Origin of the sequence: Hydrogenophaga electricum (assembly GCF_030160815.1) — a bacterium.
Classification (GTDB): Bacteria; Pseudomonadota; Gammaproteobacteria; order Burkholderiales; family Burkholderiaceae_C; genus Hydrogenophaga; species Hydrogenophaga electricum.
Genome location: NZ_BSPB01000026.1, coordinates 23,207 through 49,180, shown reverse-complemented (window position 1 = coordinate 49,180; position 25,974 = coordinate 23,207). Strand labels below are relative to the sequence as shown.

General features: G+C 68.5%; 20 protein-coding genes. 3 read left to right on the top strand and 17 right to left on the bottom strand.

What is annotated here, in order from left to right:
* Positions 1-184: 184 nt before the first annotated feature.
* From QQK43_RS14975 to QQK43_RS14930, 10 genes are all read right to left on the bottom strand, one after another.
* A complete protein-coding gene (locus QQK43_RS14975; protein ID WP_284308367.1) occupies positions 185-697 on the bottom strand; it encodes a copper chaperone PCu(A)C in 513 nt (170 codons plus the stop codon).
* 53 nt (positions 698-750) lie between these two features.
* Positions 751-2,757, bottom strand: coding sequence for a TonB-dependent receptor family protein (locus tag QQK43_RS14970; RefSeq protein WP_284308366.1), 2,007 nt, complete (start codon positions 2,755-2,757; stop codon positions 751-753).
* A 242-nt stretch (positions 2,758-2,999) separates the two neighbouring features.
* Positions 3,000-3,359, bottom strand: coding sequence for a DUF2946 domain-containing protein (locus QQK43_RS14965; RefSeq protein WP_234265533.1), 360 nt, complete (start codon positions 3,357-3,359; stop codon positions 3,000-3,002).
* Between the two features lie 8 nt (positions 3,360-3,367).
* The gene (locus QQK43_RS14960; protein ID WP_234265534.1) at positions 3,368-4,171 is read right to left on the bottom strand and encodes a lysophospholipid acyltransferase family protein; all 804 of its coding nucleotides are present in this window, start codon (positions 4,169-4,171) and stop codon (positions 3,368-3,370) included.
* A gap of 1 nt (position 4,172) precedes the next feature.
* A complete protein-coding gene (locus QQK43_RS14955; RefSeq protein WP_234265535.1) occupies positions 4,173-5,501 on the bottom strand; it encodes a dihydroorotase in 1,329 nt (442 codons plus the stop codon).
* A 130-nt stretch (positions 5,502-5,631) separates the two neighbouring features.
* Complete coding sequence (gene hisC / locus QQK43_RS14950; RefSeq protein ID WP_284308365.1) at positions 5,632-6,702, bottom strand: histidinol-phosphate transaminase; 1,071 nt, start codon at positions 6,700-6,702, stop codon at positions 5,632-5,634.
* Positions 6,699-7,655 carry an aspartate carbamoyltransferase catalytic subunit gene (locus QQK43_RS14945; RefSeq protein WP_284308364.1) on the bottom strand — a complete coding sequence of 319 codons (957 nt, stop codon included), beginning with the start codon at positions 7,653-7,655 and terminating at the stop codon, positions 6,699-6,701. The genes hisC and QQK43_RS14945 overlap by 4 nt, the downstream gene beginning before the upstream one ends.
* 5 nt (positions 7,656-7,660) lie before the next feature.
* Positions 7,661-8,179 carry a bifunctional pyr operon transcriptional regulator/uracil phosphoribosyltransferase PyrR gene (gene pyrR / locus QQK43_RS14940; RefSeq protein ID WP_284308363.1) on the bottom strand — a complete coding sequence of 173 codons (519 nt, stop codon included), beginning with the start codon at positions 8,177-8,179 and terminating at the stop codon, positions 7,661-7,663.
* Positions 8,176-8,580 (bottom strand): Holliday junction resolvase RuvX, encoded by a 405-nt coding sequence (gene ruvX / locus QQK43_RS14935; RefSeq protein ID WP_234265539.1) that lies wholly within the window; start codon positions 8,578-8,580, stop codon positions 8,176-8,178. Before ruvX ends, pyrR begins: the two co-directional genes overlap by 4 nt.
* 169 nt (positions 8,581-8,749) lie before the next feature.
* Positions 8,750-9,340, bottom strand: a complete 591-nt coding sequence (locus tag QQK43_RS14930) for a YqgE/AlgH family protein (RefSeq protein WP_234265540.1) — start codon at positions 9,338-9,340, stop codon at positions 8,750-8,752.
* Positions 9,341-9,407: 67 nt separating this feature from the next.
* Here QQK43_RS14930 and QQK43_RS14925 point away from each other — a divergent pair, with 67 nt between their 5' ends.
* Positions 9,408-10,943 (top strand): cryptochrome/photolyase family protein, encoded by a 1,536-nt coding sequence (locus QQK43_RS14925; RefSeq protein ID WP_284308361.1) that lies wholly within the window; start codon positions 9,408-9,410, stop codon positions 10,941-10,943.
* Positions 10,944-10,962: 19 nt separating this feature from the next.
* Here QQK43_RS14925 and QQK43_RS14920 read toward each other — a convergent pair whose 3' ends face one another.
* The 6 genes from QQK43_RS14920 to QQK43_RS14895 form a co-directional block, all read right to left on the bottom strand.
* Complete coding sequence (locus QQK43_RS14920) at positions 10,963-17,136, bottom strand: Hpt domain-containing protein (RefSeq protein WP_284308360.1); 6,174 nt, start codon at positions 17,134-17,136, stop codon at positions 10,963-10,965.
* Positions 17,137-17,171: 35 nt separating this feature from the next.
* Positions 17,172-19,433 (bottom strand): methyl-accepting chemotaxis protein, encoded by a 2,262-nt coding sequence (locus QQK43_RS14915; RefSeq protein WP_284308359.1) that lies wholly within the window; start codon positions 19,431-19,433, stop codon positions 17,172-17,174.
* 88 nt (positions 19,434-19,521) lie between these two features.
* The gene (locus QQK43_RS14910; protein ID WP_284308358.1) at positions 19,522-20,046 is read right to left on the bottom strand and encodes a chemotaxis protein CheW; all 525 of its coding nucleotides are present in this window, start codon (positions 20,044-20,046) and stop codon (positions 19,522-19,524) included.
* Positions 20,047-20,069: 23 nt separating this feature from the next.
* Positions 20,070-20,435, bottom strand: a complete 366-nt coding sequence (locus QQK43_RS14905) for a response regulator (RefSeq protein ID WP_234265546.1) — start codon at positions 20,433-20,435, stop codon at positions 20,070-20,072.
* The gene (locus QQK43_RS14900) at positions 20,435-20,827 is read right to left on the bottom strand and encodes a response regulator (protein ID WP_234265547.1); all 393 of its coding nucleotides are present in this window, start codon (positions 20,825-20,827) and stop codon (positions 20,435-20,437) included. Before QQK43_RS14900 ends, QQK43_RS14905 begins: the two co-directional genes overlap by 1 nt.
* A 92-nt stretch (positions 20,828-20,919) precedes the next feature.
* Complete coding sequence (locus QQK43_RS14895) at positions 20,920-21,093, bottom strand: rubredoxin (RefSeq protein WP_234265646.1); 174 nt, start codon at positions 21,091-21,093, stop codon at positions 20,920-20,922.
* A gap of 142 nt (positions 21,094-21,235) precedes the next feature.
* Between QQK43_RS14895 and thiD the strand changes: the two genes are divergently transcribed.
* Together thiD and hemL are read left to right on the top strand one after the other, a co-directional pair.
* On the top strand, positions 21,236-22,180 hold the full coding sequence (thiD, locus tag QQK43_RS14890; RefSeq protein WP_284308356.1) for a bifunctional hydroxymethylpyrimidine kinase/phosphomethylpyrimidine kinase: 945 nt from the start codon (positions 21,236-21,238) through the stop codon (positions 22,178-22,180).
* A 14-nt stretch (positions 22,181-22,194) separates the two neighbouring features.
* Positions 22,195-23,493 carry a glutamate-1-semialdehyde 2,1-aminomutase gene (hemL, locus tag QQK43_RS14885; RefSeq protein ID WP_370465282.1) on the top strand — a complete coding sequence of 433 codons (1,299 nt, stop codon included), beginning with the start codon at positions 22,195-22,197 and terminating at the stop codon, positions 23,491-23,493.
* A 63-nt stretch (positions 23,494-23,556) separates the two neighbouring features.
* On the opposite strand, the gene QQK43_RS14880 is transcribed toward hemL, so the two are convergent.
* The gene (locus QQK43_RS14880) at positions 23,557-25,953 is read right to left on the bottom strand and encodes a TonB-dependent siderophore receptor (protein WP_284308354.1); all 2,397 of its coding nucleotides are present in this window, start codon (positions 25,951-25,953) and stop codon (positions 23,557-23,559) included.
* Positions 25,954-25,974: the final 21 nt, after the last annotated feature.

Genomic DNA, 25,974 nt, shown 5'->3' with positions numbered 1-25,974 from the left:
AGCCGCTGCCCGGCGCCGCCGCGCCCGGCGGCCCGCCACCGGCCCCCAGCGCGCGCGAGAACGCGGGCGCCAGGCTGGCCAGCAGCATCATGGCCAGCACCCAGCGGGTGAGGCCACGGGCCGTGACGGACAGGCGGGAGAGGGTCATCGGGCGAGTGAGATCAGCGCGTCAGGGCTTTTCCGGTCAGTGCTTGTGCGCGCCGTGGCCACCCTGGTCGCCCTGGGGCGCGGCCATGCCGGCGCTGTTGAGCGGACGGGCGGGTGCCTGCAGCTCGACGGTCTCGCGCTTGCCGTCCTTGCCTTCGAAGACCAGGGTCAGCGGCACGGTGTCACCGGCCTTCACCTGGCCCTTCAGGTCCATCAGCATCACGTGGTAGCCACCGGGCTTGAGTTCCACGGCCTTGCCGGCGGGCAACTCCAGCCCGGCCGGCAGGGCGCGCATTTTCATGACGTTGTTGTCCATCGCCATTTCGTGGATTTCCACCACACCGGCGACGGGCGACTGCACGGCCACCAGCTTGCTGTCAGCCTTGGCCGTCAGCTGCATGAACGCTCCGGTGGCTTTTTGCTGGGCGACGGTGGCACGCACCCAGGCGTCCTTGACGTCGACGCTGGTGCTGCCGTGGGCGTGGCCGTCGTGGGCGGCGGCGCTCAGCGAAGCCAGGGCCATGAGGCTGGCGGTGATGAAGGTTTTCATGGGTAAGCTCCTTGGACAGGGGATGGAAAACAGAAAGAAATAACAGGCAACGCTCAGGGCATGCGCCAGCTCAGGCCGGCGTAGACCGCGCGGCCGTCGCCCGGGAAGTAATAGGCCCCGTCGGCGCCCCGCACCTGGGCCTGCACCGCGGTGGTGGCCACATAGCGGCGATCGCTCAAATTGCGGCCTTCGACGAACCAGCTCCAGCCCTGGCCCAGTTCGCCGCTGAACGTGAGGTTCCACAGCGCGTACCCCGGGGTCGACACGGTGTTGGCGTGGTCGACCCAGGTTTTGCCGGGCAACCACTCCAGACCGGGCGTCACGGTCAGCCACGGCGCGGCCTTCCAGCGCAGTTCGGCACGCAGCAGGTGCGGCGGAATGCCGGCCAGGCGCTTGTCGCCATAGAGCGGATCACCGTCGAAGCGGAAGTCGTTGTAGAGGTACTGGAGGCGCAACGCGAACGACGGCGCCACCGGCACGCTGGCCGACAGCTCCAGCCCCTGGTGCACGGTGCGGTCGGCGTTGGTCGTGCCCAGCGCTGCGCCGGTGGCGTCGGTGAGTGCCAGCAGTTCGTGGCGGACCCGCGCGTGGTAGACCGCCATGTCCCACGAAAGGTCCCCCGCGCGACCGCGCCAGCCCGCTTCGACCGTGGTGGCCTTTTGCGGATGGCCCAGCGGCCATTGCGGCCGAACCACCATCTCGCCAATGGGCGGCACTTCGTCGCTGCCACTCACGTTGGCGTAGGCCTGGGCCGTCGGGGTCAGCGCGTACAGCACGCCCAGCTTGGGGGCCACATGGTCGAATGCGGTGTCGTAGCTGGCCGAAGGCGTGGTGTGGTTGTCTACCCGCCGCTTCACCCGGACCGCCTGGGCCCCGGCCTGCACGGTCCAGCGTTCATCCAGCCCGTGCGCGTATTCGCCGTACAGCGTGTCCTGGCGCGCACGCAAGGTATTGCGGCCGGTGGCCGCGCCGGCCTGCCCGCCCACATTGGCGAAGCGCCATTCTTCCCCCTTGAGACGGGCCGAGGACAGGCCGGCCGTGAGCTGCCGCGTCAGCCCCGCTGGGCCCCACGCGGCCACCACGCGCGAATCGAAACCGCTGTCGCGCAGGTCCTGCTGGAGGATCCCCATGGTCATGGCGTGGAACCGGTCGCGCTCGGAGGTGTGGGCCACGGTGGTCCAGCGCACCTGGTCGCTGAGCTGCCACGTGGCCCGCACGGCCCCCCGGGTGCGCGTGTAGTTGTTGACCGCGTTCTGGTTCACATAACCGGGCGCGGCCTGACGCGGATCGGTGTTCAGGGCCGCACGGGTCAGGCTGCCGGGCATCTGCAGATCGGCATCAAGGTAAGCCAGGAAGGCGCGCAGCTCCAGCCCCTCCCCCACCTGTGCCCCCACGTTGGCCGAAACGCGGCGGGTCCGCGTGGCCGACTGTTCGCGCCAGCCGTCCTGGCGGCTGTCGCTGACACTGAGATAGCCATCCAGCGCCTCATGGCGGCCGGCCAGGCTGGCCTGCACCTGCTGCTGGCCGAAAGAGCCCGCCTGCAGCCGCAGCGACGCGCGCGGCGCCGTCAGGCCAGTGGGGGAGACAAAGTTCACCGCACCCCCCAGGCCGTTGGCCCCGTACTCCAGCGCGTTGGCGCCGCGCCAGACTTCGACGTACTGCGTGGACAGCGGATCGACGGACTGGAAATCACCGGCCCCGTCGGCCTGGTTCAGCGGTGTGCCGTCCTGGTAGATCTGGATGCCCCGCATCAGGAACCCGCGCTGGATGCCCGAACCCCGGATGGAAAACCGCGCCTCCTGCCCGTGCCGGGTCTGGGCCAGCACCCCCGGCGCCCAGGCCAGGGCATCGGTCAGCGTGGCAGCGCGCCCCTGGCGGAAGCTGTCGGCCGTGACCAGCGCCGTGCCACCAGCACGCTGTGACAGGGCTTCCCGGGCTTGCTCCTGGGCTTGCTCGGCCAGCGCGTCGACCGACCCGCTGGCGCGGACCTCCACCGTGGGCAACACCGGAAGGGGCGCCGCAGCGGGCGCGGCGGTCTGCGGCCAGGCGGCCGCGGGCATGAACAAGGCGCCTGCCGATACGCAGCACGCCCACCATCGCAAAGAAACCATGAAGATCCACCATCACCGTCGACCCGCCCCGGTTCGACAGGGCCACAGATCGGACGGGGCCCCTGGGGCCTGACCACCGCAAGAAGATCGGTACCGGGCGGGCCTGCCGCTGCGATACCGAACCGATTGCCGCCGTTCACCGCCGCGATGTCACGGGCCACAGAGCCCGGAACGCGGAAGCCGGCGACCGTTCAGGCGGCGGCCGGCGGGCCGCGGGGGGGCAGTGGTGCCCCGGTCAGGGCCGCGATGTGTGCGGCCGTGAAAGGATGCAGCGCCTGGCTGAGCGGCTGCACCGGTTCAAAATCCCACGCGATGGCCGGCGTGGGCGGCGTGACCACGAGGCACGCCGGGCAATCGAGCGACGAATGGGGCGAGACCACGGCTTCGCCGTTGCTGTCCACCACCACCAGCTTCATGTTGCCCGCCGCCGAACACACCATCTCCACCGAGTGGGGCTGAATGATCGGCGAGGCCACCGCAACGCCCAGCGTCAACACGAACCACGCCAGGACGAGGCGTGCGAGCGTGGTGGCAGCGCGCAGGGATTGCATGGCCCCGATTATGAAGGAAGCCCGCGCCGATCAGGAAGACTGTGCGCCGTATCGGGCGTGGCCGCACCGCAAAGGCCGCCCACCGCCACACGCAGATCGCGGGCCCAGGCGCGGCGGTCGCGCCCGTCGGCCCGCTGGGGATCGCCGTAAAACACCTCCGCTCCGACCCCCGTGGTGCGCAGCGTGCGCCACACCGATTGCAGCAAGGTGGTGTCGCCCACGAACAGCGGCGCCTCGCTGGGCTCGCCGGTGGCCGTGTCCACGAAGCGCAGACCGACGGGCAGCGCGGGCGCCTCGGCCACGATGGCGGCCTGGATCAGGTTGGCATGAAAAGGCAGCAGCGCGCGGCCGTCGCCCGTGGTGCCTTCAGGAAAGACCGCCAGCCGGGCATGGCCGCGCAGGCCCTCGGCCATCTGGTGCACCACGCGCATGGCGTCGCGGCGTTTTTCCCGTTCGATGAAGAGCGTGCCGGCACCGGTCACCAGGGTGCCCAGCACCGGCCAGCGCTTGACGTCGGCCTTGGACACGAAGCGCACCGGCTGGGCCGCGTTCATCACCAGGATGTCGAGCCAGGAGCTGTGGTTGGCCACCAGCAGCACCGGCCCGCGGGAGGGCAGCTCCCCCTGCACGCGCAGCGCCACGCCCAGGATGCCCAGCATCTGCCGAGACCATTCGCGCACCAGCAGGTCGCAGGCCTCGGGCGTCAGACGGCCGAATTCGCTGCGGATGGTCCAGATGCCGCGCAGCACATGGGTCACGGCGCGCACAATGCGCCACGCCGCCTGCAGGGGCGAGCGCCGGCCCGCCGCCACCTCAGCCCCTGCCTTCGTAGGCGACGTAGCCGCCCACCAGGGTCCAGCGCACGCGCGCCGGCATTTCATGGCCTTCGAAGGGTGTGTGCACCCCCTGGCTGCGCAACTGGCCGGGCTGCACCGCCCAGCTGTCGTTCGGGTCGAACAGGCACAGATCGGCCACCCCCCCGACGGCGATCTGCCCGACGCTGTGCTGCAGCGTGCCCAGCGCCGAGCCCAGCACCTGCTGCGGCCCGGTGGTCAGCGCGGCCAGCGCCTGCATCAGGCCCAGCCCCTCCTGCTGCGCCCATTTGACCGACAGGCCCAGCAGCAGCTCGACCGCCGTCGCTCCAGGCTCGGCTTCGGCAAACGGCAGCACCTTGGCGTCGCTGTCGACGGGGTTGTGGTCGGACACCAGGGCATCGACCGTGCCATCGGCCAGGCCGGCGCGCAGGGCCTCGCGGTCGCGCTGCTGGCGCACCGGCGGCTGCAGGCGCAGGCGGCTGTCGTAATAGCCGATGTCCACATCGGCCAGGTGCAGGTTGTGCACGCTCACGTCGCAGGTCACGGGCAGCCCCTCGGCCTTGGCCTGGCGCACGAGCTCCAGCCCGGCGGCACTGCTCAGGCGGCACAGGTGCACGCGCAGGCCTTTTTCGCCGGCCGCGCGGCTGGCGCTGTGCACGCTGCGCAGCAGATCGAACAGGGTGTGCAGGGCGATGGTTTCGGCCGTGACCGGGATGCCCGACAGGCCCATGCGCGTGGCCAGCGGGCCGCTGGCGGCCACGCCCTTGCCCAGCCACGGGTCCTGCGGCCGCAGCCAGACCGTGTAGCCGAACGTCGCCGCGTACTGCAACGCGCGCTGCAGCACCTGGGTGTTGACGATGGGCACCTCGGCCTGGCCGAAACCGATGCAGCCCGACTCGGTCAGCTCGGCCATCTCGGTCAGCACCTCGCCCTGCAGGCCGCGCGTGAGCGCCCCGAGCGGGAACACGCGCGACTGGTGCAGCTTTTCGGCTCGGAACTTGAGCATGTCGACCAAGCCCGGTTCGTCAAGCACGGGGTCGGTGTCGGGCGGGCAGACCAGCGCCGTCACGCCGCCGGCGGCGGCCGCGGCCATCTCGCTTTCGAGCATGCCCGCGTGTTCCTGCCCCGGCTCGCGCAGGCGCACGGCCAGATCGACCAGCCCCGGCGCCACCACCAAGCCGCTGGCATCGATGGTGCGGTTGGGGTGGAAGTCGGCCGCCACGTTGCCGACCGCGATGATGCGCCCGGCGGCGATCGCGATGTCGGTGATTTCATCGCGCCCGGTGGCGGGGTCCATGACGCGGCCGTTCTGGATCAGGATCTTCATGCTGCCTCAACTCGCTGACCGGCGACCGGTCGTTCTTTCCATTCAGGGATGCCACGCGCCGCAGCCGCTCCCCGCACCACACCGGGCTGCGCCAGAGGGGGGAGACGTCGCAAAGCGGCGCAGGGGGACGTCACGCCAACACCTCGTCGATGGCCGCCACCAGGCGCTCGCATTCGGCCTGCGTGCCGATGGTGATGCGCAGGTGGTTGTCAATGCGGGGCTGGCGGAAATGCCGCACCAGGATACGCCGCTCGCGCAGCGCCTGCATCAGCCCGGCGGCCGGATGGTCCGGGTGCGCCACGAACAGGAAATTGGCGCACGACGGCAAACAGGCAAAACCGCGCGCCGCCAGCGCCGCCGCCAGCCATTCGCGCGAGGCGATGGTCTGCTGCCGCGTGTGTTCGAAGTGCGCTTCGTCGGCCAGCGCCGCCTGTGCGCCAGCCTGGGCCAGACGGTCCAGCGGGTAGGAATTGAAGCTGTCCTTGACCACGGTGAGCGCTTCGATCAGCGCCGCCTGGCCGAGCGCGAACCCGACCCGCAGGCCGGCCAGCGCGCGCGACTTGGACAGCGTCTGCACCACCAGCAGGTTCGGGAATTCGGGCACCAGCGCGGCGGCGCTCTCGGCGCCGAAATCCACATAGGCCTCGTCGATCACCACCACCGACGTCGGGTGGGCCCGCAGCAGCGCCCGGATGTCGGCCAGGGGCAGGGCCACCCCGGTGGGCGCGTTCGGGTTGGGCAGCAGGATGCCGCCGTTGGGCCGTTCGTAATCGGCGACCCGCACCGCGAACTGCGGATCGAGCGGCACCTGCTCGAAGGCCGCCCCGTACAGGTTGGCGTAGACCGGATAGAAGCTGTAGGTGATGTCGGGAAACAGCACCGGCCGCTGATGCCGCAGCAGCGCCATGAAGGCCAGCGCCAGCACCTCGTCGGAGCCGTTGCCCACGAACACCTGCGCAGCCTCCAGACCGAAACGGCTGGCCACGGTCTGGCGCAGCGCCAGCGACTGGGGGTCGGGGTACAGGCGCAGGCGCTCGTCTGCCGCTGCCCGGATCGCGGCCAGCGCGCGCGGCGACGGCGGGTACGGGCTCTCGTTGGTGTTGAGCTTGATCCAGCCTTCACCCTGCGGCTGCTCACCCGGCACGTAGGCGTGCAGGCCGCGGATCGCCGGGCTCCAGAACGGCGAGGCGGGCACAGTCATGCCTCGTTCCCGGCCACGATGCTCAGCACCGCCATGCGCACCGCGATGCCGAAGGTCACCTGCGGCAGGATCACGCTCTGCGGCCCGTCGACCACGGCCGATTCGATTTCGACGCCGCGGTTGATCGGGCCCGGGTGCATGACGATGGCATCGGGTTTGGCCCAGCGCAGGCGCTCGGTGGTCAGGCCGAAGCTCTTGAAATACTCCTGGCTCGACGGCAGCAGCGCGCCGCTCATGCGCTCGTTCTGCAGGCGCAGCGTGATCACCACGTCGCAGTCCTTGATGCCCTCTTCCAGCGTGTGACACACACGCACGCCCAGGTGCGAGAGGTCGCTGGGCACCAGGGTGCGCGGGCCGACCACACGCACGTCGGGACAGCCCAGCGTGGTCAGCGCGTGGATGTCGCTGCGCGCCACGCGCGAGTGCAGCACGTCACCGACGATGGCCACCGACAGGTTGCTGAAATCTTTCTTGTAGTGCCGGATGGTGTACATGTCCAGCATGCCCTGCGTGGGATGCGCGTGGCGGCCATCGCCGGCATTGACCACGTGCACGTGGGGCGCCACGTGCTGGGCGATCAGGTAGGGCGCGCCGCTTTCGCTGTGGCGCACGACGAAGATGTCGGCCGCCATCGCCGAGAGGTTGGCGATGGTGTCGAGCAGCGACTCGCCCTTGGCGGTGGAGCTGCGCGCGATGTCCAGCGTGTACACGTCGGCCGACAGGCGCGTGGCGGCGATGTCGAAAGTGGTGCGGGTGCGGGTGCTGTTTTCGAAGAACAGGTTGAACACGCTCTTGCCGCGCAGCAGCGGCACCTTCTTGACCTCGCGGTCGCTGACGCTGACGAAGTTGGTCGCGGTGTCCAGGATGTGCGTGAGGATGTCGCGCGACAGGCCTTCGGTGGACAGCAGGTGGATCAGCTCGCCGTTCTTGTTGAGTTGCGGGTTGCGTGCCATGGTGTTCAGGCTTCCTTGTTTTCCAGCACGAAATGCAGGCGCCCGTCGGCGTCGCGGCCGAGCTCGATCGACTGGCCTTCCGGCAGGGCCTGCCGTGCCGCGCTGAAGGTGGCTTCCACCGGCAGTTCGCGGCCGCCACGGTCGATCAGGACCGCCAGTTGCACGCTGGCCGGGCGGCCGTAGTCGAACAGCTCGTTGAGTGCGGCGCGGATGGTGCGCCCGGTGTAGAGCACGTCGTCGATCAGCAGCACGTGGGCACCGGCGATCTCGAACGGCAGCACCGTCTGCTCGCTGTGCGCCAGGCCGCGGCGCGCAAAGTCGTCGCGGTGCATGGCCGACGAGATCACGCCGTGCGCCCCGGGCCACCCCAGGTCGCGGTGCAGCCGCTCGGCCAGCCAAGCGCCGCCGGAGGCAATGCCCGCCAGGTGGATCGGCTGCGGTGTGGCGGCGGCCAGGGCTTTCACCCCCGCGAGCAGCGCGCCATACAGTTGCTCGGCATCGGGCAACGGGGTCGGGGAAGTCATGACGGCAGGCTCCTCAGAAACTGTTCCAGAATGATGCAGGCTGACGCGCTGTCGGCGTCGCGGGCGCCCAGGCTGTGGGCTTCGGTGGTGCTGTAGCGCTCGTCCACCTCGAACACCGGCAGGCCGAAACGGCCCCGCAACTGGCGGGCGAACTTCTGCGCCCGCGCCGTGTTCTCGTGCGCGGCCCCGTCGGGGTGGAACGGCACGCCCACCACCAGCGCATCGGGCTGCCATTCCTTCAGCCTCGTGGCGATCTGCACGAAACGCGCATCGCCCTCGGCCGTGATCGTGCCACGCGGCGTGGCCGTGCCCGTAAGCCGGTTGCCCGTGGCCACCCCGGTGCGCTTGAGACCATAGTCGAAGGCCAGAAATGTCTGGCCCGAAAAAGGCGACGACGCCATCAGGCCAACTCCGCAACACGCGAAGGGTTGGAAAGAAACCCCACGCCAACGAAGGGAAGCCCCAATCCGCAGGGCAGCGTGGAACCGGCTTGGCCGGGCCACGGCTGCCGTCCCCCTCCCGCCGCAGGCGAGAGAGGGGGAAGACGCGAAGCGGCGCAGGGGGTGTGCATCAAGCATGCCCCGCATCGGGCGACAGCATCCAGGACTGCAGCCCCAGCAGCGCCATGGCCCGGTCGTAGCGTTCGGTCACCGGCACGTCGAAGATGAGCGCCGGATCGGCCTCCACCGTCAGCCAGCTGTTTTCGGTGATTTCGGATTCGAGCTGGCCTTGCCCCCAGGAGGCATAGCCCAGGGTCACGAAGACCCGGCGCGGCCCCGCACCCGAAGCCATGGCTTCGAGCACGTCGCGCGAGGTCGTCATCTCCAGCCCGCCCGGAATCGACATCGTGGAGGCGTAGACCGATTCGCCCTCGCCCGCCTCGATGGCGTCGTGCAGCACGAAGCCGCGCTCGGTCTGCACCGGCCCGCCCTGGAACACCGGCAGCGCGCTCAGGTCGTCGCGCTGCAGCGGCAGTTCCACTTTTTCGAACAGCTGGGGCAGCAGGATGTCGCTGGGTTTGTTGATCACCAGCCCCAGGGCGCCGCGCTCGCTGTGCTCGCACATGAACACCACGCTGCGGCCGAAAAGCTCGTCGCTGAGGCCGGGCATCGCAATCAGGAAGTGATTGGTCAGATTGATGGGGGCAAAATCAGCGGGCATCCGGTGATTTTAAGCGGCCCCCTCCGGCCCACCCGCACACCTTCAGCCCCCTTTCACGCAGTTGCGCATGAACCGTTACGACCGAGGCCTGATGTGGTTCCGCCGCGATCTGCGGGCGGAAGACAACGCCGCCTTGCACCACGCGCTGCGCCAGTGCCGGCAGGTCTGGTGCGTGTTCGTTTTCGACACCGACATTCTCGACCCGCTGCTGGCGCGCGGACTCGAAGCAGACCGCCGGGTGGAGTTCATTCGCGAGTCGCTGGTCGATCTGGACCAGCGGCTGCGCGCCCTCGGCGCCGCGCACGGCCAAGCAGCCACCGGGCTGATCGTGCGCCATGCCCGCGCCCGCGACGCCATCCCGGCCATCGCCCAGGCCCTGCACGTGCAGGCCGTGTTCGCCAACCACGACGACGAACCCGACGCCAAGGCACGCGACGCCCACGTGCTCGGGTCGCTCGCGCACGCCGGCATCATGTTCCACGGCTTCAAGGACCACGTGGTCTTCGAGCGGCGCGAGGTGCTGACGCAGGCCGGACAGCCCTTTGGCGTGTTCACGCCCTACCGCAACGCCTGGCTCAAGGCGCTGACCCCGTTCTACCTGCAGCCCTACCCCATCGACCGCCACGCCGCCAGCCTGGCGCCGCTGCCTGGCCCGGAGGGTGGCGAATGGAACACCCCGGTGCCGCGCCTGTCCGACATCGACTTCGCGCCCACCAACCTGTCGCAACTGCCCCTGCCCACCGGCGCCCGCGGGGCGCAGCGCCTGTTCGAGGATTTTGTCGAGCGCATCGACCGTTACCACGAGACGCGTGACTTCCCGGCGGTCAAAGGCCCCAGCTACCTCAGCGTCCACCTGCGCTTCGGCACGATCTCCATCCGTCAGGTCGCCTCCGTGGCCTACCAGATGCACCTGCAAGGCCTGCAAGGCGCCTCCACCTGGCTGGGCGAGCTGATCTGGCGCGACTTCTACCACCAGATCCTGGCCAACTTCCCGCACGTGGTGGAGCGGGCCTTCCGGCCCGAATACGACGCCATCCGCTTCGAACACGGCAAACACGCCCAGACCCTCTTCGACACCTGGCGCGAAGGCCGCACCGGCTATCCGCTGGTGGACGCAGCGATGGCGCAGATCAACCAGACCGGCTACATGCACAACCGGCTGCGCATGGTGGTGGCCAGCTTCCTGGTCAAGGACCTGGGCCTGCACTGGCACTGGGGCGAACGCTACTTCGCCGACCACCTGATCGACTATGACCTCGCGGCCAACAATGGCGGCTGGCAATGGGCGGCTTCCAGCGGCTGCGACGCCCAGCCCTGGTTCCGCATCTTCAACCCGGTGACACAGAGCGAGAAGTTCGACCCGCAAGGCAAGTTCATCCGCCGCTACCTGCCCGCCTTGCAGGCCCTGCCCGACAACGCGGTGCACGCCCCCTGGCAGGCACGGGAACTCGAACTGCTGGCGGCGGGCGTGCAACTGGGGGCCACCTACCCCGCGCCCGTCGTCGACCACGCCCAGGCGCGCGAGCGCACGCTGCAGCGCTACGCGGTGGTCAAGAGCCGGGCGGCCGCCCCTTCGCCCTCCGGGTCACACGGGCACCGCTGAAAGCGGCGCCCCGGCCCCTTCAGGCCTGGGCTTCGCTGCGCGCGTAATGGGCGATCAGCGCCAGCAGCTCGTCTTCCGCGTACGGCTTGCCCAGGTAGTGGTCGACGCCGAGCTCGCGCGCGTGGTCGCGGTGCTTGGTGGCGATGCGCGAGGTGATCATGATCACCGGCAGGCTGGCCAGGCGTGGGTCGTTGCGCAGGTTGCGCACGAGATCGAAGCCGTCCATGCGCGGCATTTCGATGTCGGACAGCACCACCGACGGCCGCTCGCCCTGCAACTTCTCCAGCGCCTGCAAGCCATCGGCGGCCAGCACCACCCGGTAGCCTTCGCGCTGCAGCAGGCGCTGCGTGACCCGCCGCACCGTGATCGAATCGTCGACCACCAGCACCAGCGGCACGGCGTTCGGCACCAGATCGGCCACCACCGGTTCGTGCGCCTGCGGCGCTTGCTGCTGCTGGGCCAGCACCCATTCGCGGACCTGGGCGCCATACACGGTGGACAAAGCCACCGGGTTGTAGATCAGGGCGACGGCCCCCGAAGCCAGCACCGACATGCCGGCCAGGCCCGGCAGGCGCGACAGTTGCGGCCCCAGGTTCTTGACCACCACTTCCTGGTTGCCCAGCACTTCGTCGACGTGCATCGCCACGCGCTGCGCCGCCGAGCGGAAGATCACCACCGGCAGGGTGCGGCCCTGCAGTTCCTGCGACTGCGGCGAAGCCTGCAGCAGAGCACCCGCCCAGTAGAACGGAATGGCCTCGCCACTGGCCTGCAGCGTGCCGCTGGCGTAGGCCTGCGTCAGCTCGTCGGCCGAAACCCGGCGCACGATTTCCACCAGATTGGACGGCACCCCGAAAGCCAGCGATCCGGCCCGCACCATCACCACCTGGGTGACGGCGGTCGTCAGCGGCAGCACCAGCTTGAAGCGCGTGCCCTGGCCCGGTTGCGTCGTGGTTTCGACACGCCCCCCCAGGGCGACCACGTCGTTGCGCACGACGTCCATGCCCACCCCACGCCCGGCCAACGCCGAGACCTCGGTGGCTGTGCTCAGGCCAGGCGCAAAAACCAGTTGCGCAGCCTCTTCGTCGGACAGCTGCGTCCCGGGCGTGACGAAGCCCTGAGCCTCCGCCTTTTCCCGCAGCTTCGGCAGGTTGAGCCCGGCGCCATCGTCCTCGAAGGTGACCGACACGTCGTTGAGTTCCTGCTGCAGCCGGATGTGGATCTGCCCTTCCGGTGGCTTGCCGGCGGCCATGCGCACGTCCGGCGTTTCGATGCCATGCACCACGCTGTTGCGCAGCAGGTGTTCAAACGCAGCGGTCATGCGGTCGAGCACGCCACGGTCCATTTCGATGGCACCGCCCGTCATGTCCAGCCGCACCTGCTTGCCCGACTCCTTCGACGCCTGGCGCACCACGCGGTACAGGCGTTCGGAAATCCCTTCGAACTCCACCATGCGCGTACGCAGCAGGTCGCGCTGCAACTCGCGCGTCTGGCGGGCCTGGGCGGCCAGGCCGTCTTCGGTCGCGTCCACGGCGCGCTGGAGGTTGCGCTGCACGGTGGCCACGTCGTTCACCGACTCGGCCATCATGCGCGTGAGCTCCTGCACCCGCGTGAAGCGGTCGAACTCCAGCGGATCGAAGGACTGGTTGGCGTCCTTGGCCTGGGCCAGGCGCGACTGCATCTGGGTTTCGGCCTGCAGTTCGATGTCGCGCAACTGCTGGCGCAAACGGTCGAGGTTGCCCGTGAGGTCCTTGAGCGAACCGCGCAAGGTCACCAGTTCGGACTCCAGACGCGAGCGGGTGATGATCACCTCCCCGGCCTGGTTGACCAGCCGGTCGAGCAGCTCCGGGCGCACGCGCACGGCCGCGCCCGCCGCACGTGCCGGGGCCGTAGGCCCTGGCGGCAAGGCCAGACCCTGCAGCCCGGGAACAGCAGGCGCCATGCTGGCCGACACAGCCAGTCTATCCACGGCTTCGGGTGCCGGAGCGGCAGGCGAGAACACCTCGGGCAACGGTTCACCAGCGACCTGGGTATCCGGTTGCAACGGCGTCGCCGAGAGGTCCTGTTCCGGCGCCGTTTGCACCACCCCCTGGGCCGGCGAGTCGTTGCGACGCAGAAGGTCAAACCGGGCGCTGATGGCGTCAAACGACGCCAGCAACGGCTCGACATCCGCGCTGCGGTGAACGTCGGAACCCAGGCGTTCGGCCTCGGTTTCCATGCGGTGGGCCATTTCGCCCAGGCGCAGGGCACCCGCGAGTCGCGCGCTGCCCTTGAGGGTGTGCAAAGTGCGCAGCACTTCGCCCCGGGCACTGGCGTTTTCCGGCCTTGCCACCCACTGGCGCAGAGCCCCGCCCAGATGGGGCAGCAACTCCTGCGCTTCGTCGGCAAAGATGGGAAAGAGATCGACGTCGATGGTGTCCAGCGCATCGATGTCGTCATCGATGTCCTGCACCGGCCCGTCGCGGCGGGGCTCGGGCGGCTCCAGTGCCGTCATCGCGCCGAAGGTCGACACGCCAAAGTCGGCCGGGGTTTCATCAGCGGGCAAAGGCTCCGCCACCGCCAAGGCGTCGCCAGGTGCCCACGGGCTGTCCAGGGGCGAAGCGAGCGGATCGAAATCACCCTCGTCCAGACTCGGCAAGGGCTCATGGGTCACGGCGTCGAGCGCGGCGATCAGCTCCGCCGACGGCTCCTTGTAGAACCCGGCGGCAAACTGGTGCAGCAGGCGGCGGATGTCTTCGGCCGCATCGACAAACAGCTTCGCCCGCTCGGCGCTCACGGGTTGGCCGGCCTGCTGGTGCGAAGCGGCCACCCCCAGGGCGTGCTCGAGGGCACGGGCAATGCGCGAGAGCGGCTCGAATCCCACCGTGGCGGAGCTGCCGGCCAGCGAGTGCGCCAGCGCCTCGGCCTGCCCGCCCAGGGGTTCGTGCCGTTCCAGCGCCCATTCGGCCAGACCATTGCCCAGCCGGCGGGACCATTCGTCGGCCTCGTTGAGGTACACGTTGTAGAGCCGGATGCCGATGCACAACGGTCCGATGACCTTGGTGTCATCGGCCATGTTCGCCGCGTCTGCGGATTCCTCGGCCACGACCGCGACCGCCGGCATGTCGCTGTCAGCGGTCACCAGCCCCTCGTCGGCTCCTGCTGTGGGCGATGCCGGTTCCGGCTCGGGGTCGGGCGCTGGCGCCTCCTCCGCGTCGCTGACGATCACGGGCTGGAGCTCTTCCGGCACGGCGGCCGGTGCAGGCGCCTCCGGCACTTCGGCTGGGAGCGACAGCTCCGGCCAGTCGGCCGAGAACGCCGAAGCCGGCATTTCCACCACCTCGACCGCTGCCGTGTCGGGCGCGGGCGGCTCGATCGGCGGGAAGCTCATACCCGCCGGCGCAGGCGCCTGCGCCGGCTCGTCAGACGCCTCGGCCGCACGGTCCGACAAAGCGGCCAGACGCTCGAAATCGATGGCCTCCAGAGACGGCATCTCTGCGGGTGGCGGCTCGGCACCGGGCACGGGAATTCCCGCTGCCAGCAGATCCTCTTCGGTGATCGTGTCTTCATCGAACGGCGCCGTTTCGACAAAATCGCCATCGAACTCCACGGTGACCGGCAAGGGCCCCTCGCCATCGGCTTGCGGCACCAGGTCCGGCGTCACCTCGGCTTCGGTGGTTTCGTCCGACAGCACCACCGGTGCCGCCAGCACCGCGTCATCGGATCCCGGTTCAACCGGAGCGTCAACGGCCGCCACACCCGACAGGGGCAGTTCGCGCCGCTCCAGCCGCCAGGCGTCGGCACTGGCACGGAATGGCTGCGGGCGCCAGTGGCCAGCACGGCCCTGGGCAATGTCCTCCACCCACTGGCCCAACGCGTCGAGCGCCTCGGTGGAAAGCGACAACAGACCGGACTCGACCGCGCCCTGTTCGGCCAGCGCCGCGTTGAGCGCCTGCTCCAGCGCCCAGGCGGCTTCGCCGAAATCGGTGAGCCCGACCATGCGCGAGCTGCCCTTGAGGGTGTGAAAAGCCCGGCGCAACGCGGTCAGGGGTTCGAGCTGCCCAGGAGCCTGGCGCAGGCCCTCGATGGCGGCGTGGCCCTGGCCCGTCACTTCGCGGGCTTCCTCCAGGAAGATATCGAGCAGATCGCCGTCATCCTCGTCGTCCGCACCGGCGCCTTCCGCCTGTGCGGGTGCCGCCGGTGGCGACACCGCCCCGGCCAGCCCCACCAGTGCCTGCGCGCCTTCCAACGCATCGGGACGCACCACGGCCTGCGCGGCATCGCGGGCGGCCTTGGCCACCCCCGCATGCTCGGCCAGCGTCGCCTCGTCGGCCAGACGGTCCAGGCGCTGGCTGAGGTCCACCAGGTCGGTGCCCTGCTGCACGTCGTCAACGACCCGCTGCACATCCTCGCTGAGGGCCAAGGCCTCGCGCTGGGCTGGGCGCGGCTCGGCCGATTCGCCCCGGCGCCCCATCATGGGCAGCAGCTCACCACGTTCCTCGTCAAACACGAAGAGCTTCTTGGCCAGCGCCGGCTGGTAGCTGAGCATGTCGATCAGGAAACCCAGCGCGCTGAGGTTGTTGCCGAGCAGCCGCAGGCTCTCGCCTTCGGCCAGCGCGCTGTCTTCGTGCAGGCTCTGTTCAATCACGGTGCGCATGCGCGACACCGTCTGCACCGCCGGCTCCAGGCCGAGCACCGACAACACGCCCCGCATCTGCGACAACTGGGACACGGCGGCGTGCAAGCCGCCCTTCTCGGCAGGGGTGCGGAAAAACTGGTCGAGCGATTTCTCGGCCTCGGCCAGCGACACCTTGAGCTCGCCGACCACCGAGCCCATCGTCTGGCGATCGCTGATGCGGCGGTACAACTGCTCCATCCAGGGTTCGAGCGGTTGCGGTGCCTGCCCCGACAACACCCCTTCGAGGCGCTGCGCCAGCGCTTCGGTCCGCCGCGACAGCTCGGCATCGTTCGGGTCGAAGTCCTCGAACGTGGCCTCCAGATAAAGGGTCGTGGTCGCCACCTCCATCGCCAGCTCGGGGCGCACGCCCTGGCTGCTGCGGACCGCAAAATCGACCGCCTTGAGCAGGGCCTTGGCCAGCGCCTGGCTGCCGGGATGCAGCTTGATCAGCGAGTCACCGATCAGGCTGAACTGGTCCAGCACCTGGCGCGCCCGACTGGTATCGCCACCGGTGAAAAGGGACCAGGATTCCTTGGCCGCCCCGATGCGCTTGCGCGCCTGCGCGAGCACGGCCGGATCGTATTGGCCCAGTTCGGCGCGGGCGTAGTCGACACGCGGCTCCTGCTCCAGCCCGAACGCCTGCCGCACCGCCCGGACATGGGGCGCCGGCGCATCCGCCGGCAAGGTGGCCTGCGCACAGAAGAACAGCAGGTCGTGCATCAGCGTCTCGGACACCTGCTGCTGTCCCTGGGCCAGGGTCGTGTACTGCAGCAGCACGCGCGACGCGGCCCGCTTCACGTACAGATCACCCGGCAGAGCGTCCAGTGCCAGCGCCTCGAAATAGGCTGCGGCGACGCGCCAGAAGGTGGTTGCGCGCACCGCACCGGCGCTGGCGGACAGCCCTGCACAGAGGCGCACCAGTTGCTGCGCCGCCGCGGGGCTGCGGGTCTTGATCGAGAGCAGCACCAGACGGTCCAGCATCGAGCGGATGCGCACGTCGGGCTGCAGGGGGGCCACGTCGGCGGGCGCGCCCATTTCCTGCCCGCGCTGCTCGAACGGCCACAGATCGGCCGGGTGCACCCGCTCGGCTGCCGCCAGTGCCTGCACATCGCGGTACTGGGGGAACAGCGCCACAGGCGACAACACCTTGTTGCCCAGCACGGCTTCCAGGTATTCGATCAGGGCAAAGCTGGCCTGCTCGACCTGGGTGGCGGCGGCCTCGGTGCAGGTCTGCGGCTTCTGGATGAAGCGGTGAACCGCAGCCTCCATGGCCCGCAACACCTGCGCCGGCGCGCCCAGACCCACCATCTCCAGCGCCCCCACGGCCTGGTGCAGCTGCTGCCGCGCCAGACGCAGCGAAGCCGGGTCCACCGCCTCCAGGTCCTCGCGGTGGGACTGCTCGTGCTCGCGCAGGAAACGGCGAACCGCCTTGTTCGCGCCGTCCAGCGACTTGCGCAGTTCATCGAACACCCAGGCCAGTGGCCCGAGGTCGGCCAGAGATGCGTCTTCGGGCGATCGGTGGGACGTGGAATCGGACATGGCGATCGGATGGGGGTTCGGAACGTGTCGATGAATCAGGCGATCTTGAACCGCGCCACCGACTGGCGAAGTTCCTCGGCCACCGCCGAGAGTTCACGCACCTGCTCGGCGGTGGAGCGCGTGCCCTCACCGGTCTGCTCGGTCACCGCAAAAATGTGCTGGATGTTGCCCGCCACCTCGTTGGCCGACTGGGCCTCGCGAGAGGCCGCGCTGGAAATCTGCTCGATGAGGTCGGCCAGCCGGCGCGACACGCGGTCGATCTCGGACAGCGCCGTGCCGGCGTTGTCCGACAGGCGCGCCCCTTCCACCACACCCTGCGTGGAACGTTCCATGGCGGCCACCGCATCCTGCGTATCGGTCTGAATGGCCTTCACCAGCGCCGCGATCTGGCGCGTCGCATCGCCCGACCGTTCGGCCAGCCGCTGCACTTCTTCCGCCACCACCGAGAAGCCCCGGCCCGCTTCACCGGCCGAGGCGGCCTGGATGGCGGCGTTGAGTGCCAGCACGTTGGTCTGCTCGGTAATGTCGGAAATCAGCTCGGTAATTTCGCCGATCTCCTGCGACGATTCGCCCAGCCGCTTGATCCGCTTGGAGGTTTCCTGGATCTGGTCACGGATGGCATTCATACCGCCAATGGCATCCTGCACCGCCTTCAGGCCCGATTCGGCGGCTTCCAGCGAAGCCCGCGCCACCGTGGCGGATTCCTGCGCCTGACCGGACACCTGGTTGATGCGCTGCGCCATGTCCAGCACCGACTGGCCGGTTTCGCGGATCTCCCGCAGCTGCTCCGTGGAGGCGGCCAACAGTTCGGTCGACGTGCTTTCGACGGCGGCCGTGGTTTGCGCCACCCGTTGCGCCGTGGCCTGCACGTTGCCCACCAACGACCGCAGTTCCTCGACCGTGTAGTTCACCGAGTCGGCGATGGCGCCGGTGATGTCCTCCGTCACCGTGGCTTCCTGGGTCAGGTCGCCTTCGGCCACCGTCTGCAACTCGTTCATGAGCCGGAGAATGGCCGCCTGGTTGGCGTCGTTGACCCGCTTGGCATCCTGCTCCAGCGACTCGGCCGACAGCCGTTGCGACTCGGCAATCTGCTGACGCTGGCGGCTGTCCTGCAGCTGCACATAAGCCAGGCCCCCACCGCACAGCAGCACGAACAGCGTCGACAGCAGCAGGGCCACCAGCTCACCACCACCCAGCCCCGAACGGGCCGACAGCCCGTCCTGCAGCTTCTGCAACCCCAGCCGCAGCGGTTCGCTGTCGGCCACGATGCCTGCCTGCGCTTCGCGCGCCGACACCAACCCCTGCAGGTTCCCCAGAATCGCACCGGCTTCCACCCGGGTTTCGTCGTAGAGCTTGAGCAGGGCCCCGAGCCGCTCGCGCACCTGCGCATCGCGCGCCGGGGCCAGGCGCAGTTCGCTGCTGCCATTGAGCAGACCTTCGGCCACTTCCTTGAAAGTGTTGAGGTCCTTGCCGAGCAGGAACACCGCCTCGGGACTCACCCCCTCCATGGTCAGGAACTCGTTGGCCGACTTGCCGATGCGCTGCGTCAGCATCACGAGCTGGCCGGTGGCCGAAATCTCGGCCGCCTGCGCACCCTGTTGCAACTTGAGCGAAGACACGGTCTCGGCGATCTCCAGCAGATCGGACGTCTGGCGGTTGATGGAGCGCAGCGCGTCGCCCACCTGCGTCAGGATCTGTTGCTGGGCCAACACGGCCGCCGCATTGCGCTCGGCCCGGTCGACCCGTGGCGCGATCTCCTCCAGCGACGCACCGAACTCTGGCCCCACCGCGGCCAGCGACATCGCGTCGTCGCCCTGCTTGAGGCCGCGCACCGAGCGGGCCAGCACGTCGGCGCTTTCGCGCACCTCGCCGAAGGCGGGCACACTGCCCACCAGCGCCTGCGACACGCTCTTGGCCAACCGCTGGGACTGCATCAACGCCTGACCGCTGGCGGCCACCTGCTGACCGAACTTCTCGGTCTGGGTGAGGATGAAGAAGATGGTGGCCAGCAGCACCACCGCGCCCAGCCCCAGCAGGGTCAGCAGCGAGCGGCGGTGCACCTCGACCGGCTTGCGACCCAGCAGGGGAACCGACACCGTCTCCAGGTCCACAGGTCCGGCATCCCCCTCGTCCGGCGCCAGCCGGCTTTCCGCAAAGGGTTGGACGGTCGCAGCGGGCGCCAGCCGCGCGGCCGCGAGTTCGGCCAGATCCTGGTCCGTCGCGCGCGAGAGGTCCACGTCCTCGTTGCCCACCTCCTTGCGCTTGAACAGCCCCTGAAGTCGATCAAACATGGCCATGAAACAACCTTCCAACGATGAGTGAACTAATGCCCGGACCGGAACCGGGCTCCGGCCTTGAAGAAAACCCTGGCTCCCGCGCGCCGCATCACGCCGCGATGGCCAGGAACTCGGCCTGACTGGCCAGCACGCCCAGGTCCAGCTCTTTCCAGACCCGGCCCTGCGCGTCGGTCAGTTGGCGCGGAACAAAGCCCGGCGCTTCCGGCGGAGTCGGCTCCACCGACGTGAACACGGACGGATTGCGCAGCCCGAGCAGGCGATCCACCCACAGGACCGCGTTGACCCCGAAGGTGGGGTTCAGACTGACCAGCCGCGCATCCATGCTCAACCGGTCACCGCCGGCCGCATCGACGCCGAGGAAACCGGCCAGGTCGACCACACCGAACAGCCCGCCGCGCAAGCTGGCAACCCCCGCATACCAGGGCTTGGTGAAAGGCACCTTCTGCACCCCGGACCACGGAAAGATCTCGCCCGACTGGACCAAGGGCACCAGAAATCCCTGGCCGGCCACTTCAATGGCCAGCCAGGAGGCGGTGGCGGCTTCGGCCCGGGCGGCGGTCAGACGCCGCGCCAGGCGTTCCTGCAATTCTTTGAGGGACTGGCGTTTGGCCATGCTGTGCTCGAAGATGCCGACCGTCAGCCGATGGCCCGGATCTTGGACAGCAGTTCCTCGGCATTCACCGGCTTGGTCACGTAGTCCCGGGCACCCTGGCGCATCCCCCAGACCCGGTCGGTCTCCTGGTTCTTGCTGGTGCACATCACGATGGGGATTTCCGAGTATTGCGGGTCGCGCGCAATGGCCCGGGTCAGCTGAAAGCCGTTCTGCCCCGGCATCACCACGTCCATGAGGATGAGGTCGGGTTTTTGCTCGCTGAGCTTGCGGAATGCCTCCTCGGCATTCTCGGCCGTGCGGACGCTGTAGCCGTTCTTGCCCAGCAGGTCCGACAGAACCATCAGTTCGGTCTTGGAATCGTCAACGATCAGGACACTTCGAATGGGCATCACGCGGCTCCGGTTGAATGCATACCGAACTGCTGCACGGCCTGCAGCAGCTGGTCCTTGGTAAACGGCTTGGTCAGGTATTCCTGCGACCCGACCATGCGGCCACGGGCCTTGTCGAACACCCCGTCCTTGGAAGACAGCATCACAACGGGAATGTCGGCAAAACGGGCGTTGCGCTTGATGATCGCGCAGGTCTGGTAACCATCCAGGCGCGGCATCAGGATGTCGCAGAACACCAGATCGGGTTTGTAGTCGTTGATCTTGGCCAGCGCATCGAATCCGTCGTCGGCCAGCAACACCTCATGCCCTCCCTGCTTGAGGAAGATCTCCGCACTGCGCCGGATGGTGTTGCTGTCGTCCACCACGAGGACTTTCAAAGGCGTGGAACTCATGCGCGCAGGCTCCCTGGTTGGGTGATCGTTGGGTCAAGGGGGCGGGCGATTCGAAGCCTTCCCGAACGTCGTTCCGTGATCCAGCCGCCGTCTCAGATCTGGACCATTTCAAAATCTTCCTTGCGTGCACCGCACTCCGGACAGGTCCAGTTCATGGGAACCTGATCCCACGGCGTGCCGGGGGCAATGCCGTGATCGGGCGCACCCGCTGCCTCGTCGTAAATCCAGCCGCAGATCAGGCACATCCAAGTCTTCGTTTCGGGCATGGTTATAGAGGGCGATGGCATAGAATGCAATCATTGTATCGAGCCATGACAGCCCCTCCGGTCACACATCCATGGCTTTGTCGCGAGGGCCCAACCCGATCTGCCGGCCATCGCCCTCACGGCCCCGTTCATCGCGCCCTCCATGTCTGACTCCCCCGAATCCGGCGCCACCAACCTCTCCCTGTCCGCTGCCGAAGCCACCCTGCCCTGCGCCATGGTGTTCAACGCCAACGACCCCAGCGGTGCGGGCGGGCTCAGCGCCGACCTCACGGCCATGAGCAGCGCTTCGGCGCACGTGCTGGCCGTGGTCACGGGCAGCTACGTGCGCGACACCACCGAGATCCACGATCACGTCGCCTTCGACGAGGAAGCCGTGGCCGACCAGGCACGCTGCGCCCTGGAGGACATGCCGGTGCAAGCCTTCAAGGTGGGCTTCGTGGGCACCCCCGAGAACCTCAGCGCCATCGCTGAAATCACCAGCGACTACAGCGAGACGCCGGTGATTGCCTACATGCCCGACCTGTCCTGGTGGGATGAACTGGCCATCGAGACCTACCTCGATGCTTTCGCCGAACTGCTGCTGCCCCAGACCACGGTGCTGGTGGGCAATCACAGCACCCTGTGCCGCTGGCTGCTGCCCGAATGGGAAGGCGACCGCCCCCCCAATGCCCGCGAAGTGGCCCGTGCGGCCGCCGTACACGGTGTGCCCTACACCCTGGTGACCGGATTCAACGCGGCCGACCAGTACCTGGAAAGCCACCTCGCCAGCCCCGAAAGCGTGCTGGCCAGCGCGCGCTACGAACGCTTCGAAGCCACTTTCAGCGGCGCCGGGGACACCCTGTCGGCCGCGCTGTGCGCCCTGATCGCCGGCGGCAACGACCTGCAGACAGCCTGTGCCGAGGCCTTGACCTATCTGGACCAGTGCCTGAACGCCGGTTTCCAGCCTGGCATGGGCCACGCGGTTCCCGACCGGCTGTTCTGGGCGCACGAAGACGATGGAGCCGACGAAAGCGCCGAAGACGGCGAGCCCACCCCGGACAGCGCGCTCGACGCCGACGACTTTCCGCTCGACACCACCAAGCATTGATGGACCTCCCCGCCATGACCGACCGCAACCTTGCCCTGTTCGAACGCGCCAAGCAGACCATTCCCGGCGGCGTGAACTCGCCCGTGCGCGCCTTCCGCGCGGTGGGGGGCACGCCGCGCTTCGTGCAGCGCGCCCAGGGCGCGTATTTCTGGGACGCCGATGGCCAGCGGTACATCGACTACATCGGCTCCTGGGGTCCGATGATCCTGGGCCACGGCCACCCGGCCGTGCTGGAAGCGGTGCAGAAAGCGGCGCTCGACGGCTTCTCGTTCGGCGCGCCCACCGAACGCGAGGTTGAACTGGCCGAAGCGATCATCAAACTGGTGCCCAGCCTGGAAATGGTGCGCCTGGTCAGCTCGGGCACCGAAGCCGGCATGAGCGCGATCCGCCTGGCCCGTGGCGCCACCGGCCGCAAGACCCTCATCAAATTCGAGGGCTGCTACCACGGCCATGCCGACGCGCTGCTGGTCAAGGCCGGCTCGGGCCTGGCCACCTTCGGCAACCCCACCAGCGCTGGCGTGCCGCCCGAGGTGGTTCAGCACACGCTGGTGCTTGAGTACAACAACGTCGCGCAGATCGAAGCGGCCTTTGCGCAGCATGGCGCCGACATCGCGTGCGTGATCATCGAGCCCATCGCCGGCAACATGAATTTCGTCCGCGCCAGCGTGCCGTTCGTGGCGCGCATCCGCGAGTTGTGCACGCAACATGGCGCGCTGTTCGTCTTCGATGAGGTGATGACGGGCTTTCGCGTCGGTCTGGGCAGTGCCCAGGGCCACTATGCCAGCCTGATCCCGGGTTTCGAGCCCGACATGACGGTCATGGGCAAAGTCATCGGCGGCGGCATGCCGCTGGCGGCCTTTGGCGGCAAGCGCGCCGTGATGGAGCAGCTCGCCCCGCTGGGGCCCGTGTACCAGGCCGGCACCCTGAGCGGCAACCCCGTGGCGACCGCCTGCGGTCTGGCCACGCTGCGCGAGATCAGCCGGCCCGGTTTCTTCGAAGCGCTGTCGGCCAAAACCCGCACGCTGGTCGACGGTCTCCAGGCCGCCGCCGCCGCAGAAGGCGTCCCCTTCAGCGCCGACTGCCAGGGCGGCATGTTCGGCTTCTTCCTGTTGCCCGAACTGCCCCAGAACTACGCGGCCGTGATGAAGAGCGATGGCACGAAGTTCAACGCCCTGTTCCACGGCCTGCTGGACCGGGGGGTGTACATCGCGCCAGCCCTGTACGAAGCGGGCTTCGTGAGCGCGGCGCACAGCGATGAGGACATCGCGGCCACGGTGGCTGCCGCGCGAGCGGTATTCGCCCGCGGGTCCTGAGCCCTCAACGCCTCCTGGAATTCAGTCCCTGAAAGGACTGCCATCTGGCGGCTCCGGCCTGCATCACCAGCGACGGGTGGCCGTGACGATGGCCTTGCGCGGCTCTCCGTAGAAGCAGCCGTACATGGCGCAGCTGCCGATGTAGGTTTTGTCCGCCAGGTTGCTCACGTTCAGGGCCAACCTCCACAGACCGGTGTCGTACGCCACCATGGCGTCAAACAACGTGAAGGCCGGCACGCTCACGGCCAGTCCGTGAGCGCGACCACGTGACTCGCCGACGTAACGCGCCCCAAGGCCGACCTTCAGCGCCGAAAGCCCAAACGCGCCAAAGTCGTGATCCCCCCAGAGCGATGCCTGGTGGTCAGGCACACCGATCGATCGCTGCCCCCTTTCTTCGGGTTGCAAAGGGCTGGCCCGCAGCGTGCGGGCGTCGGTGTAGGCATAGGCGGCAATCAGGTTGGTGTGGCGCCCGATGCGGGTGCGGGCTTCCAGCTCCAACCCCTGGGAGCGCACCCGGCCCTGCTGGATCATGTGGTTCACGTCCAGCGGATCGGTCACGGTGACATGGTCACGCGTCAACCGGTAGACCACCGCTGACAGCAGTGTCTCCGTGCCGGGGGGCTGAAAACGCACCCCCGCCTCCACCTGCTCACCGCTCGTGGGTTTGAAGCGACGCCCCAGGCGATCGGTGCCGGTGGTGGGTTCGTAAGACTCGCTGTAGCTCAGAAACGGCGCCACCCCGTTGTCCGCCAGGTAGACCAGCCCAGCGCGGCCGGTGAAGGCGTGGCTCTTTTCGCCATCGGCGCTCTTGTCACCGGAAAAGAGTGCCTGCTCGTCATAGCGCACGGTGTCGTACCGCCCGCCCAGCAGCATCGCCCAGCGCTGATCGATCTTGATCTGGTCCTGTGCGTACACGCCCATGCGTTTCATCCTGGCAATGGACGAATTGGACGCGGGAGCTGCTGGTCCACGCTCGGCGCCGTACACCGGCGCGTACAGGTCCAGCGGTGCGCTGTCGCGGTTGTAGCGCTCATCCCGATGGCGCGGTGTGGCGTAATCGAAGCCCGCCAGCAGGGTGTGTTGCACGTTGCCGTGTGAGGTCTGGTACTGCAACGAGGTGTCCATCGTCGTCGCCGATGAACGGTCCTGACGATCTTGGGCACCCCGAAAGGCGGTGGTGCGCAGATCACTCTCCAGCCCCCAGATCCACGCGTTGTTGTACACATTCTCGGCACGGTAGTGGCGCAGACTGTGGCGGAGTTTGAGTTGCTCGGTGAAGGCGTGCTCGAACAGATAGCCGACGCTGTGGCGCCGGAGGTGGAACCGGTCGTAGCCGGGCTCGCCTGTGAAGCGGTTGCGCGGCAATCGACCGCTGGGGTTGGGCAGCACGGTGCCGGGGCCTGGCAGGCCGTAGACATAGGCCGTCTTGTCTTCGTGGTACTCGGCCAGCAAAGTCAGCGAGGTGTCCGCGCTGGGCTGCCAGCGCAGGGCCGGCGCCAGGTAAGTGCGGTCATCGGGCACGTGCTCGACAAAGCTGTCGCTGTCCCGTCGGAGAAAGGTCAGCCGGTACGACCAGTCGCTGCCGTCTCCCAACGCCCCGCCGAAATCCCCCGACACCTGGCGCCGGCGAAAGCTACCGACCTCCACATTGAGCTCACGCAGCGGCGTCGCCGTCGGGCGCTTGCTGATCGTGTTGATGATGCCGCCGGGCGCAGCAGCGCCGTACAGCACCGACGCTGCGCCCTTGAGCAGTTCGATGCGCTCGAGCCCATAGGGCTCCTGCTGACCGTTGTAGTAGTTGACGCTGTACGGTGTGCCGTCCCGGTAGTGGCTGCCGACACTGCCGGTCTGGAACCCGCGCAGAAACATGCCGTCGGTTGTTCGGTCCATGCCCTCGGTGCGGCTGACGCCGGCCACATAACCCAGCGCGCCTTGCAGGCTTTGCGCCTTCAGGGTGTCGATCTCTTCCGCCCCGATGACGGTGATCGACTGCGGCGTCTCGATAATCGAGCTGTCGGTCTTGGTGCCGGTCGCGCTGCGTCGTGCCACGTAACCGCTGACCGGACCTGTGGCGGCATCACGCTCGGCGCTGGCACGCACCACCACTTCGGGCAGAACGGTGCCGCCAGGTGCCGGGCGCTCGATCACCAGCGTTCGCCCTTGCACCCGCCCTTGCAAACCGCTGCCGGCCAACAGGGTCCGCAGTGCCTGCGCCACGTCCTGCAGGCCGAGGATCGGGGGCGCCTGCCGCCCCTGCGCGAGCTCCGGCGCAAAAGCCAGTTGCAGCCCGGCTTGGCTGGCCAGTGCGGTGAGCGCGGGCGCCAGCGGTTGCGCGGGAATGTCGAAGCGCACAGTCTGTGCCATGGTGGCCTGTATCTGGAGTGCCAGGCCCAGGGCCAGGGCCGCTCTGGCCACCACACGGGTGCGCGGCAGGGAAGAAGCGGGGAATCGGTGATGCATAGAAGATCGTCCTGGATAGGG

Excerpts from the sequence above, each read along its gene's own strand:
- QQK43_RS14975 (WP_284308367.1), bottom strand. The coding sequence starts at position 697 with ATGAAAACCTTCATCACCGCCAGCCTCATGGCCCTGGCTTCGCTGAGC.
- QQK43_RS14970 (WP_284308366.1), bottom strand. The coding sequence starts at position 2,757 with ATGCCCGCGGCCGCCTGGCCGCAGACCGCCGCGCCCGCTGCGGCGCCC.
- QQK43_RS14965 (WP_234265533.1), bottom strand. The coding sequence starts at position 3,359 with ATGCAATCCCTGCGCGCTGCCACCACGCTCGCACGCCTCGTCCTGGCG.
- QQK43_RS14955 (WP_234265535.1), bottom strand. The coding sequence starts at position 5,501 with ATGAAGATCCTGATCCAGAACGGCCGCGTCATGGACCCCGCCACCGGG.
- hisC (WP_284308365.1), bottom strand. The coding sequence starts at position 6,702 with ATGACTGTGCCCGCCTCGCCGTTCTGGAGCCCGGCGATCCGCGGCCTG.
- QQK43_RS14945 (WP_284308364.1), bottom strand. The coding sequence starts at position 7,655 with ATGGCACGCAACCCGCAACTCAACAAGAACGGCGAGCTGATCCACCTG.
- pyrR (WP_284308363.1), bottom strand. The coding sequence starts at position 8,179 with ATGACTTCCCCGACCCCGTTGCCCGATGCCGAGCAACTGTATGGCGCG.
- ruvX (WP_234265539.1), bottom strand. The coding sequence starts at position 8,580 with ATGGCGTCGTCGCCTTTTTCGGGCCAGACATTTCTGGCCTTCGACTAT.
- QQK43_RS14930 (WP_234265540.1), bottom strand. The coding sequence starts at position 9,340 with ATGCCCGCTGATTTTGCCCCCATCAATCTGACCAATCACTTCCTGATT.
- QQK43_RS14925 (WP_284308361.1), top strand. The coding sequence starts at position 9,408 with ATGAACCGTTACGACCGAGGCCTGATGTGGTTCCGCCGCGATCTGCGG.
- QQK43_RS14920 (WP_284308360.1), bottom strand. The coding sequence starts at position 17,136 with ATGTCCGATTCCACGTCCCACCGATCGCCCGAAGACGCATCTCTGGCC.
- QQK43_RS14915 (WP_284308359.1), bottom strand. The coding sequence starts at position 19,433 with ATGGCCATGTTTGATCGACTTCAGGGGCTGTTCAAGCGCAAGGAGGTG.
- QQK43_RS14910 (WP_284308358.1), bottom strand. The coding sequence starts at position 20,046 with ATGGCCAAACGCCAGTCCCTCAAAGAATTGCAGGAACGCCTGGCGCGG.
- QQK43_RS14905 (WP_234265546.1), bottom strand. The coding sequence starts at position 20,435 with ATGCCCATTCGAAGTGTCCTGATCGTTGACGATTCCAAGACCGAACTG.
- QQK43_RS14900 (WP_234265547.1), bottom strand. The coding sequence starts at position 20,827 with ATGAGTTCCACGCCTTTGAAAGTCCTCGTGGTGGACGACAGCAACACC.
- QQK43_RS14895 (WP_234265646.1), bottom strand. The coding sequence starts at position 21,093 with ATGCCCGAAACGAAGACTTGGATGTGCCTGATCTGCGGCTGGATTTAC.
- thiD (WP_284308356.1), top strand. The coding sequence starts at position 21,236 with ATGTCTGACTCCCCCGAATCCGGCGCCACCAACCTCTCCCTGTCCGCT.
- hemL (WP_370465282.1), top strand. The coding sequence starts at position 22,195 with ATGACCGACCGCAACCTTGCCCTGTTCGAACGCGCCAAGCAGACCATT.
- QQK43_RS14880 (WP_284308354.1), bottom strand. The coding sequence starts at position 25,953 with ATGCATCACCGATTCCCCGCTTCTTCCCTGCCGCGCACCCGTGTGGTG.